Genomic DNA, 16024 nt, shown 5'->3' on the forward strand with positions numbered 1-16024 from the left:
GTGGGGTGTAGGGTGTAGGGTGTAGGGTGTAGGGTGTGGGGTGTGGGGTGTGGGGAGAATAAATAAAAGCAATCTCCTATCTCCTGAATACTGACTCCTGACTCCTGATAACTAACTCCTGAATACTGATAACTGATAACTGATAACTGATAAAGGAGAGAGTCAGACATAAGCCGAATTCTGTATTTCCCAACAGCAGTAAAATTGCTTTTACCTTTGTTGGAATAGAGGTTATCTATCTGGGATAATTGTTACCAATTACCTCAAGCGGTTCCTAAAAACGGGACAGGAAAAAGACCAACCTTTGTCCCTCCACCTTGCTCCCCACTGGGGTTTACCGAGCCAGTACCTCTCGATACTGCTGGTGCGCTCTTACCGCACCTTTGCACCCTTACCCCCAATCAGTTATCAGGTATCAGTTATCAGTGGAAAGTTATTAGTTATCAGTGAATTTACTTTCGTTACTGTTTACTAATCACTGAAAAAAGGGGGCGGTATTTTTCTGTGGCACTATCCTCACGCTCGCGCGCACTGGACGTTATCCAGCAAGTGTGGTCTTTCGGGAGTTCGGACTTTCCTCGGAATCATTAATCAAATGACCCCGCAACCTCTAGACCAACTCTCTCCTATTCTCTAGTATGACTTACCAGAGACTCGATCGCTCATATATCCTAGTCAATAATCAGTGATCAGTAAACAGTGAACAGTGAAAAGACAGCAGGAAACTGCTATTTAATACTGCTCGCTTAATAAGTAGTCGTGCAAAATTAATTTCCTAGTGAAGATAGGCAAGAGGCAAGAGGCAAGAGCGGGGTTAGATGTGTGTAATTAATTTTGCTTAGGTACTTACATACTGCTCACTTAAAACTCAAATCTGATAACTGGTAACTGGTAACTGATAACTGATAACTGATAACTGATCAATGTCGATCGCTCTCAACGTTAAGATCAAAGGTAATGGCTATCCGATTCTCTGTCTGCACGGTCATCCCGGTTCGGCAGGTAGTATGTCTGTATTTACCGATCATTTTTGCCAACGTTGGCAAACCCTGGCCCCGGATCTGCGCGGCTACGGTAAAAGTCGTTATCGCCCGGATTTTCAGCTAGAAGAACATCTAGAGGATTTAATCGAGCTGCTCGATCGCCAAAAAATCCAGCAATGTTTAATTCTCGGTTGGTCTTTGGGGGGTATAATCGCACTGGAATTAGTATTGCGGCATCCCGATCGCTTTCCTGGTTTAATTCTCGTGGCCTCGGCCGCACGGCCTTGGGGTAGTCATCCTCCTATCACCACCACAGATCTGATTTTGACGGGGATGGCGGCAATTCTCAATCAGATTAAACCGGGATGGCGTTGGAATATTGATACTTTTGCCCGTCGTTCGCTGTTTCAGTACCTTTTTTCACAACATCAAGCGATATCCTATCAATATCTCGCTCAAGATGCTGTTCCCGCCTACTTAGGCACTTCTCCAGCTGCTAATCGCGCTTTAAATCGGGCTTTAAAAAAAGGTTACAATTGTTTAAAATCTCTTGACAAAATCACAATTCCCTGCTTAGTTCTGGCGGGGGCAAATGATCGCCATATTACCAGTGCCTCGAGCCAAGAAACGGCCGAAAACCTGAAACTGTCTCAGTGGAAATGTTACCCAGAAACGGCCCATCTGTTCCCCTGGGAAATCCCCGACCTAGTTTTAGGGGACATTGATAATTGGTTAGCGGAACATTTTAGCGATAAACTGGCAGAGTGAAGTGAAAACTACTGCCGTGGTCGGGGACACTATCCACCCAAATTTGACCGTAGTGGGCGCGAATAATCTTGCGACAGACCGATAACCCGATGCCATAACCTTCTTTACCCTCATCCCGTTTGAGACGCACATGACCCTCAAAAATATGCTCTTGTTTCTCTTCGGGAATGCCGGGGCCAGTATCACTGATGCTCACCTGTACTTTTTGAGTAGTACGATGAAGGACGGAAAGGGTAATTGCGCCGCCAGCGGGAGTATATTTGATCCCATTCTCCAAGAGATTAATAATCACCTGTCGGATTAACTCCTCATCAGCATAGACGGGGGGCAAATCTTGGGGGATATCGCTTTGGAGAATTAAAGTCTTTTCCTGAAAAGTATCGGTAAATTGAGACAAAATTTCCTGACAAAGACCTTGCAGATAAAATTTACTCTGGTGGAGAGTGAATTGCGCCGCCATGCTCTTAGAAGCTTGCAGAATATCTGTGATCAAACGGTTCATAATCCGGAACTGTTTGCGGGCCTGTTGGTGCAGTTGTTCTCGTAATTGCAGACTGCGCTCCGTATCCGGTTGATGATAGGCTAATTCGAGGGTTTCCACAGCGATGGAAGCAGCGGTGAGAGGACTGCGTAAATCGTGGGCTAACATAGCCAAAATTTGGTCTTTAAATTTTAATTGTTCTAATAATTCTTCCTTTTCCTGTTTGAGACGAAAAACCTCATCGGCAATGCGGATGAGTTCGCCCGAATGTTCCACCTCTTGAAGTTGTCCATCCTCAGCGTGATCATTTTTAATCTCCTCTTTAATCGCTTTTTGCCAACGTACCAACCATTTTTTAAACTGTTCCACCAGATTGCTGCCCGCGAGGGTATGACGGGGACCGGGGGCAATTTTGACCAAGGCGGGGGTAGCTACAAGGCGAAAATGTTCGACTAAATGAGGTTGCTGGCGAATTTCGATGATTTGTAGGTCAATTGGGTAATCAGACTGTAAAGACTGGAGATAGGACTGAATTTGACGGATAATTTCTTGAGAACTGGGACGGTCATCAACAAATAGCAAAAGTTGAATCGAGAGAGGCGTTGTCGTCTCTCTTCCTAAAGCAGTCAGTGGCTCGTTAGATGGGAGCATCGGAAAATTAGTAAATCTAGGGATTAACGGGATCGATCGATCGTCGATCGACTTTTATCATATTCTTTATTGTAGAAGCTTAAGATAGTATAAAATCTACTCAACCTAATCTTAAAGTTTTATTCCTTAATTCTAAGAAGAAATCCTATGGCTTTTGGCTATGTTGCCCTAGTTCTCCACGCGCATCTCCCTTTCGTCCGCCATCCCGAAAGCGATTACGTCCTCGAAGAAGAATGGTTATACGAAGCAATCACAGAAACCTACATCCCTCTCCTGCAAGTTTTTGAAGGTCTCAAGCGGGATGGTATCGATTTTAAAATGACCATGAGCATGACTCCGCCTTTGGTGTCGATGCTGCGGGATCCGTTACTGCAAGAGCGTTATGAAGAACACTTAGGTAAGTTAGAAGAATTAATTGCTAAAGAAATCGACCATAATCAACATAATGGTCATATTCGCTACTTAGCCGAATATTACGCTGAATCCTTCCAAAGTATCCGACAAACTTGGGAAAAATACGATGGAGATCTGGTCAAAGCCTTTAAACAATTCCTCGACAGTAATAACCTAGAAATTATCACCTGTGGTGCGACCCATGGTTATATGCCCCTGATGAAAATGTACCCACAAGCGGTGTGGGCGCAAATTGAGGTGGCCTGTCAACACTACGAAGAAAATTTCGGTCGTCGTCCCAAGGGCATTTGGTTGCCGGAATGTGCCTACTATGAAGGGGTAGAAAGAATGTTAGCCGATGCGGGCATTCGTTACTTCCTCGTCGATGGCCACGGTATTCTCTACGGTCGTCCTCGTCCCCGTTACGGCAGTTACGCGCCCATTTTCACGGAAACTGGGGTGGCTGCTTTCGGTCGTGACCATGAATCTTCCCAACAGGTGTGGTCTTCCCAAGTCGGTTATCCGGGGGATATAGTTTATCGGGAATTCTATAAAGATTTGGGCTGGGAAGCGGAATACGAGTATATTAAGCCCTATATCATGCCCAACGGTCAACGCAAGAATATAGGCATTAAATACCACAAAATTACTAGCCGGGACGGTGGTTTATCGGAAAAAGGGCTTTATGACCCCTACTGGGCCAAAGAAAAAGCCGCCGAACACGCGGGCAATTTTATGTATAATCGCGAGCGGCAAGTGGAGAGTTTAGCCGGAATAATGGGCCGTCCTCCCCTGGTGGTTTCTCCCTACGATGCCGAGTTATTCGGTCACTGGTGGTATGAGGGACCCTGGTTTATTGATTTTCTGTTCCGTAAGTCTTGGTATGACCAAAATATCTACCAAATGACCCATTTAGCCGATTATCTCCGGTCTAACCCCCATCAGCAGGTCTGTCGTCCTTCCCAATCCAGTTGGGGTTATAAGGGTTTTCACGAATACTGGCTAAATGAAACCAACGCTTGGATCTATCCTCACCTGCACAAAGGCACGGAACGGATGATTGAATTAAGTCATCATGAAGCGGAGGATGAATTGCAGGAACGGGCTTTAAATCAGGCGGCCCGGGAGTTATTATTAGCGCAATCTTCTGACTGGGCTTTTATTATGCGAACCGGTACCATGGTTCCCTATGCTGTCCGGCGCACTCGTTCCCATCTGCTGCGGTTAAATAAAATCTATGAAGATGTGAAATCCGAGAAGATTGACTCTGGTTGGCTGGAAAAAGTCGAGGAAATCGATAATATTTTCCCCAATATTGATTACCGTGTCTATCGACCTCTATAATCTGGGTGAGTAGTATAGATAAAAGGGGGGGTTAGTTAATACCCCCCCGATTTGATTTTTTAGAAAGTTAAATTGGTATGCCTTGGGCTAATTCCGACTCTAATTTGGCCAGAATTTTGGGTTTAAGTTCCTCCAGTTTCTGTTTTAACGTCTGCTTGCTAATTTGCGGGCTGCCCACTGGAGCTAATTGACTATCTCTCACCCATTGCTGCAAAATTTGGCATTGATTGGCGGGAATATTAGCGGTGATCACATTTTCACAGATTGGGCCACCTTCGAGGGAGAAAAATAAAATCCAGTATTGACCGGTTTCGGCAAGGGTTTTGGTCATTTTTTGACCCTGGGGGGTTTTTAAGTCCAAATAACAGGGCAACCAGCGGGGTCCCTGTTGACGATGATAGAGGACAGTAATCCAGAGAATCATCGGGTGGGGTGTGGGTAAGAAGAGGAATTGATTATAACGGACACTAGCAACCCGGACGGGGATATCTTCTCGATCCAACATTACCCATAAACTGGCAAAAACGCCGTCGGCAGCCTTGATACAGCGTGGGAAGACGATTTTTTGGCGCGGTTTATCTTCGGGCCAACTGGACTTGAGACAGATATCCTTGGTATTCGCGACAGCAACACTGGTTCGATCTAAATCATCAAGGGTTTTAGTTTTGGCGGTGTAATCGTCGATTTTTTTGACTATTTCACCGATACGATGCAATTTATTCGGTTGATTATTTTTGACTAGGGGTTCGAGTCGTTCGAGAAGTTGTAGTATATCTGTAACACTTTGCGGTCGATCGCTGGGTGCCTTGGCTAAACAGCGCAGGATTAACTGTTCTAATTCTGGCGGTAATTGCAAGCTAGGATTAAAGGGACGGGGTTCAGCGTAGTGGTGCACCTCATACCAACCGCCAAAGGAAGAATTATCGGGAAAAAAGGGCGTTTTTCCCGTGAGCATCTCGTACATCACGATCCCGAAACTGTAGATATCGGAACGATGATCGAGTTCTTTACCTTCCATCTGTTCTGGGGAACAATAGGCTAAGGTTCCCATAAACGATTGGGTTTGGGATTCTCCCGACTGGATGAGTTGAGCGATGCCAAAATCGAGAATTTTCACCAATTCTCCTAATCCTGAGTCCTGAACCACGATAATATTGCTAGGTTTGATGTCCCGGTGAATAATCGGACAGATCTCGCCTTGGAAGATAATACCCTTATGGGCGCATTCGATGCCGAAACAAATCTGACGGGTGAGATGAAAGAAGCGCGAGAGAGGCAGCGGGTGATATTTGATGATTTCTCCTATGCTTTCCCCCCGCAAAAATTCCATGACGTAGAAGGGGACTTCCTTTTCATCTATACCATAATCACGAACTTTAACAATATGAATACTTTTTTCGCCTAAAAGTGCCGAAATAGTTGCCTCTCGCTCGAAACGCTCACGCATTCTTTTGTTGAGGAGAGTTTGCGAGAGAAATTTCACGGCGACGGTTACGCCACCTAATAGTTTATCTTCCGCTCGATATACTTGTCCCATGGCACCGCTACCGATCAACTCGACCAGTTGGTATCGATTGGCAAGCAGGCGCCGATGTCTAGATTCTGCCGACATAGCTAGGCTAACGTTTTAATTATAGTGAGTCTGATGGAGAGAGTTTCTTAAAGAACCGCTGCAATTCCTCAGTGATCAAGAGGACTTAACTCTAGAATGCCCTTTTTTTAGGCTAAAAACATGATTGTGAATATATATTGTCAGGCATTTTTAGCCATTGCCCCTAGCATAATTAATTTTTGGGGGTTGAAAAAAATGAAAAAACTAAGTATAAGGTAACATAAAATCTCTAAATAAACCATTTAATTGATTTTCCTCCCTCCTGACTGCTGCCTACTGACTCCTAAACAACTAATACAGGCAAATCCCTAACCCGCGTAAAACTTTTTTGCCGCAAGTGACCGATCTGCGTAATAATCCTTTAATAAAGATTTGTAAACTTGAAAATGATTATCCTTTCGCAGCGCTAGAGATTTAATGAGACGACTAATTGCGATCGAAAAAGCTCTGCTCATCGGTCATATTGTATCGATGGCTTTTGGACTAGCCGGATTGTTGCTAGTTCTGCCCCATCCCGAATTTGTGGTCAATTTACCAGATTTTGGCAAAACCTTCTTTGCTTGGTCAATGGCTGGGGGGGGTGTGGTGTATATGGTGTTAGGAATGGCAGCCGTGGCTGTTTATGCCTATCGGACTCTAGGAGTGTGGCACTGGTTAGGATTCATGGTTCCCGCTATCAGTTTATCCCTTTGTAGCGAACTATTAGGAACCAGTACCGGCTTTCCTTTCGGTCATTATCGTTATCTTTCGGGCTTAGGTTACAAAATTGCGGGTTTAGTCCCCTTTACTATCCCCCTATCTTGGTTTTATCTCGGTTTTAGTGCCTATATTATCGCTCGTGTTGGTTTATCCACTCTTGCTATACCCCAGTGGCTACAAAATCTAGGATCGATCGCTATCGGGGCGGTATTATTAACTTCCTGGGATTTTGTCCTAGATCCGGCCATGAGTCAAACTACCATACCCTTCTGGATTTGGGAACAACCGGGGGCCTTCTTTGGGATGCCCTATGAAAATTTTGCCGGTTGGTTTGGCACGGGCTGTGTTTTTATGACGGTAGCCACTTTAATTTGGCAAGTGCAACCGGTGAAACTGCCAAGTCAAGATTTAACCCTGCCTTTTGTGATGTATTTGGGTAATTTTGGCTTTGCTACGGTCATGAGTATGGGTGCCGGTATTTATCCGCCGATTTTCTTAGGATTACTCACCGGTATTCTGCCTTTAACACTCCTCTACAATCGCGCCAAGGCTGTTGCTTCCGGGCAAACAGTGCCGACAAGCGAAGTAACAACCCTAAAAATCCCCGTTGTTTCGGTGAGAGGAGCCAAATAAGTTGTTAACTGAGATAATTCTCGGTGCATTCTGCCTGGGGCTACTGCTGTCTCAGGCTGTTGCCTTTTTTATCCTTCTTTCCCGTCTGCTAAAAGGGGCGCGTCGTCGTCCTCCCCTGACTCCCCAACCCCCCACCCCGGAGATGTTAGGGACGGTAAGCGTGATTGTGCCGACGTTAAACGAAGTGGCCAGGATTGACGGTTGTTTACAGGGATTGAGTCAACAGAGTTACGAAGTGCGAGAAATTCTGATTGTCGATAGCAATTCCCAAGATGGTACGCGGGAAAAAGTCAAAGAGATGGCGGCAAAAGACCCCCGCTTTCGCTTGAAAACCGATGATCCTTTGCCCTACGATTGGGTAGGTCGTCCCTGGGCGTTACACAATGGTTTTTTGTTTAGTTCTCCTGAAAGTGACTGGATTTTGGGCATTGATGCCGATACCCAACCCCAAGCAAATTTAGTGGCTAGTTTGGTCAAAGCTGCGATCGCAGAAGGTTACGATTTAGTTTCCCTGTCGCCGCAATTTATCCTCTCCTATCCGGGAGAATGGTGGTTACAGCCGGCTTTATTGATGACTTTGCTCTATCGCTTTGATGCGGCCGGAGTGCGCGGGCAAGATCCCGAACGAGTCATGGCCAATGGTCAATGTTTTCTCTGCCGGCGGTCAGTTTTAGCGGCTTTAGACGGTTATAGCGGGGCAAAAGGTTCTTTTTGCGATGATGTCACCCTCGCCCGTCTAGCGGCAACCAAAGGCTATCGGGTGGGATTTCTCGATGGGGCGAAGTTGATTCGCGTGCGGATGTACGAAGGACTCAAGGAAACTTGGCGCGAATGGGGCAGATCCCTTGACCTCAAAGATGCCTCCTATCAGGGGCAATTATGGGGCGATTTAGCTTTATTAGCTCTTACTCAGGGATTACCGATAATTATCACTCCTTTACTGCTCACAGCTTTGATTTTTGGCTACGATTTCCTGAGTTTAAAAATTGTCTTGACTTTAAACCTGCTGCTGTTATTGATTCGTTTTGCCCTTTTATTGGCTGTTTCTCCTAGCTACTATCGGGGCGAAAAAGTCAATCTATCTTCGGGATTATTTTGGCTATCTCCCCTAGCGGATCCGCTGGCAGTTATCCGCATTTTTATTTCTGCTTTTACCCGTCCCCAAAGTTGGCGCGGTCGATTGTATTAAAAATGTTAGGGTGAAGGCCCTCAGTTTCGTAGAAACCCAACTTTAAGGGTTTCTTTTATGAAGTTTGCATAATTTTTCCCTATTAAATTTGAATATTTAAGGTTTGGAGTTGTTGATTGATCTAATCAGTAACCTTGGTGGCATCGGTTTCAATCACTTTTTTAGCAAGTAAAAGTTCTTCTACTAATTTTTCCAACTCTTTCCCTTGGCTACTATTTCTTATATATTTTCTAATATCTTGACGAATATTAGCAAAATAAACATCTCTCAATTCAAGTTGAGAAATATCTTTTTCTAGGGCTTGACCAATTTGTGAGATTTTAAGATGCAATTGATCTTGAGGATTAAATTTAGGGATGTTAAGTTGCCAGACGTGCTTACACACATCTCTTTCGTCTTTCCCATAAGACATTAAAGGACGAGTTTCTAAAGTTGTAATCTCTGCATTTAAGATTGCACATAAATAATGGGATTCTTCTAAGCTTTCAGTCGTTGCCCAGTAAAGTTTGTGATCAATAATAGCTTGTCTATTGGATAATCTAGCCGCACAAATGTGCATTCCAGATTTTGCGTATAAAATTCTTTCTTTTGGTATAGGAAACTGCTGGGATAATCCTTTTTGATAATTAATTCTTTCAAGTAAGGTCAATCGATCATTAGTTCGATATTCATCCCATATTTCTTCTGCTTTGTGCCACCAAGCACATAAGCCAGGATACAGATCAATTAATTCAGATTCTCCATCCATTAAGACTTTTCCATTCCAGGGAATAATTGCTAATTCGGGTTCTTGACAACGAAAAGGTAAAATAGATGCTCCTGTATATAAAGGTCTGATAAAATCACTTTCAATTGTTCCTTCTAAAGTAGGAAGATCTTTCCAGGGTTTTTTCTCATTAGCAGATCGTTTTGACTGAACTAACTTACGTCCAGAAGCTAAACCTAACGGACTAGATATTTTTTCTTCAACAAATAAAAGAACTTTAGGAACTATTGTAGCTCCCTGTGAAAATTGGGAATGATAGGGAGAAATTTTATTTTCTGAGCCTATTTTTATTTCTTCTTTAGGGAATTTAAGTGATTTTTTAATCACGCTCCACGATGATTTAGGTTCGTTGATTTTTCCTGTCCAATATTCAGCAATCAAAGGCATTTTTACAGGTTTTTGAGATCTCTTACCAAAAATAACCGATGCACCTCTAGGAAAAAAATGGGGTCTTAGTCTTCGTAAATCCCAAGATTCTGCAAATTCAACGTATGTTGTTGCTCCTTTCCCTAGGCAATAATTCCCCTCTCGAAATCCTCCAAAATATTCTCTATCCGTTACTGAATTAGGCATCACAAAAGCAAACTTGCCACCTTCACCCAAATAAGTTTCAATAGTTTTAGCGACAAACAATGCTGAAAGATCTTGATGTGTGGCATTCTTTGCCCCATGCCAAAGTGAGCGCTCTTCACTCATTTCCTTAAATGATTGTTGCATCTCTTTAGGCATATGCCGATAAGAAAGCCAGGGCGGATTTCCAATTAGAATATCAACCCGATTTTGCGGCAAACTCAACCAAACAGGACGGACCAAATTACGCACATAATAGCTCCAAATATGATCCCGTCCGCTTTCATGGAGTTCACACATAACGGAAAATGTACTTTTAATCGTCTCATGAAACTTTTCAGGGATAGCTAATCGCCGAAATACCCCCGTTAAAGAAGGTATCGGTTTACCGTAATCTTTTTGAGTAGCTTTATCTGCTAATTCTTTTACAAGCTCATCAAAAGTATGGGAACTTTTTAGAAGCTCATGGGGAAAACGTAACTCCGATTTAAATAACTGTCCTTCACTATCCGTTTCAATAATGACGTGATCTCTTGACCATAGATCATATTGCTTTTGTCGCCATTGCATAGAATCAGCCAAATAAACAGGAATATTAATTTCCCCTCTGCTTGGATTAGTCAAATTATCACGACCAATTGCCAAAAGATAAGTTACACGAGCTAACGTCACTGCGACTGGATGAATATCAAAGCCAATAACATTCCTTGCCAAAGTTTCAAGAGATTCACGCAGAGACAATTTCTCTTGCGCTGCTTTTTTAAAAAGATTTTTAACCGCATGAAACAAGAAAGTTCCAGAACCGCAAGACGGATCTAAAACACGCTTATTTAAGGGGTCTTTAATTGTTTTTTCAACAATAGCCTCCGCCAGCCAGTCTGGTGTGTAATACTCTCCTAATTGTTTTCTTAATTCCTGAGCAATGATTGATTCATATAAGACTTTCATAATGTCATAGGCCACTTCCCCCCAATTAAAACGAGAAATTTTACGAGCTAATGAACGAATAAAAATATCACCTTCCTCAACTTCTATCACCCAATCAAAAAAGTCGCTTTCAATTACGCCATAAATACCGCTAATCTCAAACTGAGAACCTGATAAAAGAGAAGCGGGCGATAAATCATTAACATTTAGACCTAAAACAGCATGAGCAATAATTTCAGATACATTCACCAGTAACGTATGCTCAACGAATAATTCATCACTATCTTTGAATTGACTACCTAACGCTGTCGTCAAAAGTTTCGCCCATAATAGACGCTTCATTTTTACTGTAGGAAGCTCTTTGTTTTCCTCATACAAACTTAATAAAGTTGCATGATTAATGGCATAGGAAGAGCTTTCTACACCCAGCTTATTATTGATTTCTTCTGGAGTAGGAATAACGTCTTGCTTTGTTGCCAAAACACCATCTAACCAAGCAATTAATTTATCGGCATCGGGATTATTTGCATTTACTAAATGTTTAGAGACTTCAACAAAATCCTTTGATGGTTTGAGATGAAAACACCGCCATTCCAAACCATCCGATAAAATACCAATATAGTTTTGCCCCGTTTGCTGCGTCCGAACTGCGACATAGCCCGATAATTGCTCTATCGCATCAGCGAGAATTTTTGCTTTCCGTAAATCTTTTTTGACTTCAATGACTACCGATCCTACTTCAACATCAATTCTACGGCGATCACCCAATTGAGATTCAAGTTTTACATCAAGATCTTCATCATCGAGATCTAGTGCAGCTTGAAGTAATAAATCCCTGATGCCAGCTTGTATATCGGCTTCAGTGCGCTTGGCTTCTCTATTGGCTAAGTTTTTGACAATTTCAATAACATTTGACATTTTAGTAAAAGCAAAAAATTAGATCGTAAGCCTTAAAAATATATTAATTTTTGATGACAAGGTAATCATTTCCCCACAAGATAAGTAGGTAGATGTTAAAAATTGTCAAATATCCCCCTTATCAAGGGGGGATTAAGGGGGGCAGGGGGAGATCGAAGGCAAAATCTATCTTCTATTTAATTAGAACCACTTACTTAACACCCTTAATTATACTAGCCTACCTACTTAAAACCGAGGAATATGATTAAAAAGATGACGCATGACCACAAATTCCCAAGAAAATAACGAATAGCCATAACCCTGCTGCTCCACCGTCCTCACCTGAGCTTGTAAACCCTTTAAGGAAAAATCAGGATTCCAACCCGCATATAAACCCACCCCCACCGGCACATACCGGGAAGCTGTCGCCAGTCCCGATCCCGAAAGACTCGCCGCCACCTGATTGGGAGTTTTCCGATAGATCTGTAAGACCACCTCATCCACAATCCCTTGACGCACCCAAGCCAACCAATTTTGATTATATTTATTCACCGCAAAAGAGTGAGGATTAGGCGAAAGACTCACCACCAACTTGGGATTAATCGCCTTGACATGATCGTGCAACTTGCGGGTTAAATTCGTTAAAGCCTGACTTTTATTACCAAAAACACGCGGAACTGCCCAATGATCATCTAACTGAATCCCCGCCAAATCTTTTTCTTTTAAAATATCTTCCATATTCCCCAAAAGATAGGATTGTACCTGCGGATTCGCCGGATCTAACCAGACATTGGTTTCCACCACCGTCTTCCCTGCGGGCGTTTTTAATAGCCAATCCGGATGCTTTTTGGCAATGGGATCCTTAGGGGATAACATCAAACCATACTCAAACCAAGCAAATGGCTTCAAACCCTGCCGTAAAGACTCCTTAACCGCTGCCCTCCAGGGATTGCTCAACGGCGGCACAAACAACCAATTCGTCGGACGTTGGGAAGTCGGATAAAGTGTTCCCCCAAACCCATAAACACTAAAATACACCCGGTCATAACCCGATTGCGAAAGATGATTTAACACCTCATCTAAGGACGTAGTGTGATGTAACAATATCGTGCCAATATTGGTTAACCAAACCCCCTTCATCTGCTCATTTTCCACTGCCTTTCGGGGAGCCGCTCGGTGAGTAACCAACAACAAAAAAGCCACTCCAGCAACAATCCCAAACCTCTTTAGGTACTTGCTAAACTTAACCATGATTGCCGATTAATCCCACCAAGATATTTGATAATAGTATTATTTTAGTCCGATTTTTGATATTCAGTTCCTCATCAGCAGGCCCTATTTAGTCATACTCAATCCGGTTATTAAAAACTGATTATCAGTGAACTAAAAAATAGATATCGGGTGTATTAGGCCCCCCTAACACACCCAGAAAAGATTTTAGGAAAAATTAACCGACGACGCAGAGAATATCCGATGCGTGACTAGCGGTATTCACTTTTTCATCCACATGGCTAATTTTGCCTTCTGCATCGATGATATAGGTGACGCGCTTAGAATAGCCACCCCCATCGACGTCATAAGCTTTGGTGATAGCACCATCGGTATCTACGAGCAATTGGAAGGGTAAACTGTATTTTTCTTTAAATTGTGCATGGGAACCCTGGTCATCCCTGCTCACCCCGAAGACTACTATTTCCTTGTCTTGGTATTGTTCGTAGTTATCCCGGAAGCTTTGCGCTTGCTTGGTGCAGCCGGGGGTGTCATCTTTGGGATAGAAGTATAAAACTACGACTTTACCTTGAAAATCCGACAGGGAAACGGTTTTTCCAGTATCGTCGGTGGTGGTAAAGTTCGGTGCGATTGTTCCAACGGTTAAAGCCATAACTCCGATTCCTTTACAAAAGTTAATCTATATTGATCATAAGGGATGAGGGTCAAAAACAGGGAGAGGGGAGAAGAAGTCAGAGCATTTGTACTAAATTTTCCCGATCAGTTTAAATACAGTACAACTGAGAAGACGAACAACAAACCTCCAGAATTTGTCTTAGGATAATATTTGTCAGCTAAGAGGGGGATAATATGGGGCTATTCTGGTTAAAGGTGAGAACTTTTGGGCAAAATATCTTAATCGGTTTAGTTTTAGTGCTATTAATCGGTTTTTATCACAGTATCAGCGCTAAATCTGCCTCATTAATGATTGTTTATCCTCCCGATAATCATCAAACCACGGCATCGAGAATCTTTTTTATTGGTTCTGCTCCTCCATCGGGTCAAGTTTTGCTCAATAATCAACCGATTCAACGCAGTGCTAAAGGATATTTTGCCCCTAGTTTTCCCCTAGAAGTTGGCGAAAATAATTTCACTATTCGCTATCAAAACCAAACTATTAATCGTCAAATAATTCGTCTAGATACTCAAGCAGTTATTCCCCACGAATTAGCTTTTGCTGATAACTCTCTCAGTCCTTCTGTCCATAAGACGAGGTTAGTGGGGGAATGGATTTGTTTTAGTGCGATTGCCACTCCCCAAGCTCAGGTTTCTGTGCAGTTAGGAGATAAAATCTTACCTCTTTTACCCCAAACTCAAACCACAAAACTGCCTAGTAATGCCGCAGTTTTAACTAATTTTAATCAAGCGAATTCCGAGGATAAAACTGGTTACTATCGAGGTTGTCAGCAGTTTAAGCAAGAGGCTAACTTAGGAAAACCTATTTTTACAGCACAATTAAATAATCGCTCGATTAGCCAACAAGGTCAAGGAGAAATTAACATTATTAGCGATCAAAATTTACCAGTGATTGAAATTATAGCAGACCAAGGAGTAGCTCGCACGGGGCCGGGTAGTAATTATTCCCGTTTAACTCCTTTACCCCAAGGCACGAAAGCGAGAGTCACCGGGAAAGAAGGGGATTGGTTACGGTTAGATTATGGTGGTTGGATTTTAGAGCGAGAAACCCGTTTAATAGTTAATGAAGTCCTAGATAATGCTAATATTCGTGGTCTCTCTTCTCGCAGTATCAATCAAGCAACAGAAATTATTTTCCCCCTCTCCCATCCTGTACCCATCGCCGTGAGACAAGAAGATGATAAATTTATTTTGACTCTTTATAATACCATTGCCCAAACCGATACAATTTTTCTAGTGGATAATCCTTTGGTCAGACGTTTAGATTGGCGACAAATCAACCCGACTACGATAGAATACACTTTTAATCTTAACCAAAAACAACAGTGGGGTTATAGTCTTCGTTACCAGGGGACAAATTTAATCTTAACCCTGCGTCATCCCCCGGAAAAAAGTGATAATTTACAGGGCAAAGTTATTTTATTAGATCCCGGACACGGAGGTAAAGAAACTGGCGCTGTCGGTCCGACGGGTTACACAGAAAAAGAGATTAATTTAGTTATGTCTAAATTAATTAAACGGGAGTTAGAAAAATTGGGGGCAACAGTTTATTTAACCAGAGAAACGGACATCGAACTATCCCTACCGGCACGGGTAGAGATGATTAATAATCTACAACCAACCCTAGCACTATCGGTTCACTATAATGCTTTACCCGATGATGGAGATGCCTTAAATACTCAAGGAATTGGCATATTTTGGTATCATCCCCAAGCAGCGGATTTATCAGTTTTTCTCCACGATTATTTAACCAAAAATCTTAACCGTCCTTCCTATGGGGTATTTTGGAATAATTTAGCTTTAACTCGTCCCTATAGTAGTCCTTCATTGTTATTAGAGTTAGGATTTATGAGTAATCCTCAAGAATTTGAATGGATTACCGATCCTCAGGCACAAAAACAATTAGCGCAGGTTTTAGCCGCCGGAATTAGCCAATGGTTTCAACAATCTGGGGTAATTGCTTCCAGTTAAAATTTAATGGCAATCCGAGGGAGATAAGCTTAAGTAGCTGGTTATAATTAAATTAAAAATGGATTTTAGGTTCGATCCCCCCTGCCCCCCTTGATAAGGCTATCCCTTATAGGGATCTTTCTTAACAATTTTTGCAGTAAGCACTCCAACCCTTATCCTGACTTGATTTCAGTTTTTTCTTTGTCAGTAAGGGTGTCAACAAGGAATATTACAAATTGTTAACCGAGTCTTGAAA

At 42.6% G+C, this 16024-nt stretch carries 10 protein-coding genes and 1 other RNA gene; 5 read left to right on the forward strand and 6 right to left on the reverse strand.

The window, feature by feature from the left end:
• Window positions 1-154: 154 nt before the first annotated feature.
• Window positions 155-623, reverse strand: an RNA gene (rnpB, locus tag PN470_RS09930) — RNase P RNA component class A.
• Between the two features lie 300 nt (window positions 624-923).
• Here rnpB and PN470_RS09935 point away from each other — a divergent pair.
• Window positions 924-1751: an alpha/beta fold hydrolase gene (locus tag PN470_RS09935; protein WP_103112126.1), complete on the forward strand. Its 828-nt coding sequence runs from the start codon at window positions 924-926 to the stop codon at window positions 1749-1751.
• Here the strand turns inward: PN470_RS09935 and PN470_RS09940 are convergent.
• On the reverse strand, window positions 1729-2883 hold the full coding sequence (locus PN470_RS09940; RefSeq protein ID WP_002755527.1) for a histidine kinase: 1155 nt from the start codon (window positions 2881-2883) through the stop codon (window positions 1729-1731). The genes PN470_RS09935 and PN470_RS09940 overlap by 23 nt on opposite strands.
• A gap of 147 nt (window positions 2884-3030) precedes the next feature.
• Here PN470_RS09940 and PN470_RS09945 point away from each other — a divergent pair, with 147 nt between their 5' ends.
• The gene (locus tag PN470_RS09945) at window positions 3031-4620 is read left to right on the forward strand and encodes a glycoside hydrolase family 57 protein (protein ID WP_004161142.1); all 1590 of its coding nucleotides are present in this window, start codon (window positions 3031-3033) and stop codon (window positions 4618-4620) included.
• 67 nt (window positions 4621-4687) lie between these two features.
• Here PN470_RS09945 and PN470_RS09950 read toward each other — a convergent pair whose 3' ends face one another.
• The gene (locus tag PN470_RS09950; protein WP_271938007.1) at window positions 4688-6232 is read right to left on the reverse strand and encodes a serine/threonine protein kinase; all 1545 of its coding nucleotides are present in this window, start codon (window positions 6230-6232) and stop codon (window positions 4688-4690) included.
• 417 nt (window positions 6233-6649) lie between these two features.
• Between PN470_RS09950 and cruF the strand changes: the two genes are divergently transcribed.
• Together cruF and cruG are read left to right on the forward strand one after the other, a co-directional pair.
• On the forward strand, window positions 6650-7564 hold the full coding sequence (gene cruF, locus PN470_RS09955) for a gamma-carotene 1'-hydroxylase CruF (protein WP_002755523.1): 915 nt from the start codon (window positions 6650-6652) through the stop codon (window positions 7562-7564).
• A 1-nt stretch (window position 7565) separates the two neighbouring features.
• Complete coding sequence (gene cruG / locus PN470_RS09960; RefSeq protein ID WP_272104448.1) at window positions 7566-8753, forward strand: 2'-O-glycosyltransferase CruG; 1188 nt, start codon at window positions 7566-7568, stop codon at window positions 8751-8753.
• 121 nt (window positions 8754-8874) lie between these two features.
• On the opposite strand, the gene PN470_RS09965 is transcribed toward cruG, so the two are convergent.
• The 3 genes from PN470_RS09965 to PN470_RS09975 form a co-directional block, all read right to left on the reverse strand.
• On the reverse strand, window positions 8875-11934 hold the full coding sequence (locus PN470_RS09965) for an N-6 DNA methylase (RefSeq protein ID WP_272104450.1): 3060 nt from the start codon (window positions 11932-11934) through the stop codon (window positions 8875-8877).
• A gap of 225 nt (window positions 11935-12159) precedes the next feature.
• Complete coding sequence (locus PN470_RS09970) at window positions 12160-13164, reverse strand: glycoside hydrolase family 10 protein (protein ID WP_271938015.1); 1005 nt, start codon at window positions 13162-13164, stop codon at window positions 12160-12162.
• Window positions 13165-13360: 196 nt separating this feature from the next.
• Window positions 13361-13795 carry a peroxiredoxin gene (locus PN470_RS09975; protein ID WP_002784120.1) on the reverse strand — a complete coding sequence of 145 codons (435 nt, stop codon included), beginning with the start codon at window positions 13793-13795 and terminating at the stop codon, window positions 13361-13363.
• A 197-nt stretch (window positions 13796-13992) separates the two neighbouring features.
• Here PN470_RS09975 and PN470_RS09980 point away from each other — a divergent pair, with 197 nt between their 5' ends.
• Entirely contained in the window at window positions 13993-15789 is a 1797-nt protein-coding gene (locus PN470_RS09980; protein ID WP_272104453.1) for an N-acetylmuramoyl-L-alanine amidase, read from the forward strand.
• Window positions 15790-16024 lie beyond the last annotated feature (235 nt).

It is taken from the genome of Microcystis sp. CS-574 (assembly GCF_028329095.1).
Taxonomy (GTDB): Bacteria; Cyanobacteriota; Cyanobacteriia; order Cyanobacteriales; family Microcystaceae; genus Microcystis; species Microcystis ichthyoblabe_A.

What these genes read in the sequence shown, in the direction of transcription:
- PN470_RS09980 (WP_272104453.1), top strand. Translation starts at nt 13,993, where the DNA reads ATGGGGCTATTCTGGTTAAAGGTGAGAACTTTTGGGCAAAATATCTTA.
- PN470_RS09975 (WP_002784120.1), bottom strand. Translation starts at nt 13,795, where the DNA reads ATGGCTTTAACCGTTGGAACAATCGCACCGAACTTTACCACCACCGAC.
- PN470_RS09950 (WP_271938007.1), bottom strand. Translation starts at nt 6,232, where the DNA reads ATGTCGGCAGAATCTAGACATCGGCGCCTGCTTGCCAATCGATACCAA.
- PN470_RS09945 (WP_004161142.1), top strand. Translation starts at nt 3,031, where the DNA reads ATGGCTTTTGGCTATGTTGCCCTAGTTCTCCACGCGCATCTCCCTTTC.
- PN470_RS09970 (WP_271938015.1), bottom strand. Translation starts at nt 13,164, where the DNA reads ATGGTTAAGTTTAGCAAGTACCTAAAGAGGTTTGGGATTGTTGCTGGA.
- PN470_RS09935 (WP_103112126.1), top strand. Translation starts at nt 924, where the DNA reads ATGTCGATCGCTCTCAACGTTAAGATCAAAGGTAATGGCTATCCGATT.
- PN470_RS09965 (WP_272104450.1), bottom strand. Translation starts at nt 11,934, where the DNA reads ATGTCAAATGTTATTGAAATTGTCAAAAACTTAGCCAATAGAGAAGCC.
- PN470_RS09940 (WP_002755527.1), bottom strand. Translation starts at nt 2,883, where the DNA reads ATGCTCCCATCTAACGAGCCACTGACTGCTTTAGGAAGAGAGACGACA.
- cruF (WP_002755523.1), top strand. Translation starts at nt 6,650, where the DNA reads ATGAGACGACTAATTGCGATCGAAAAAGCTCTGCTCATCGGTCATATT.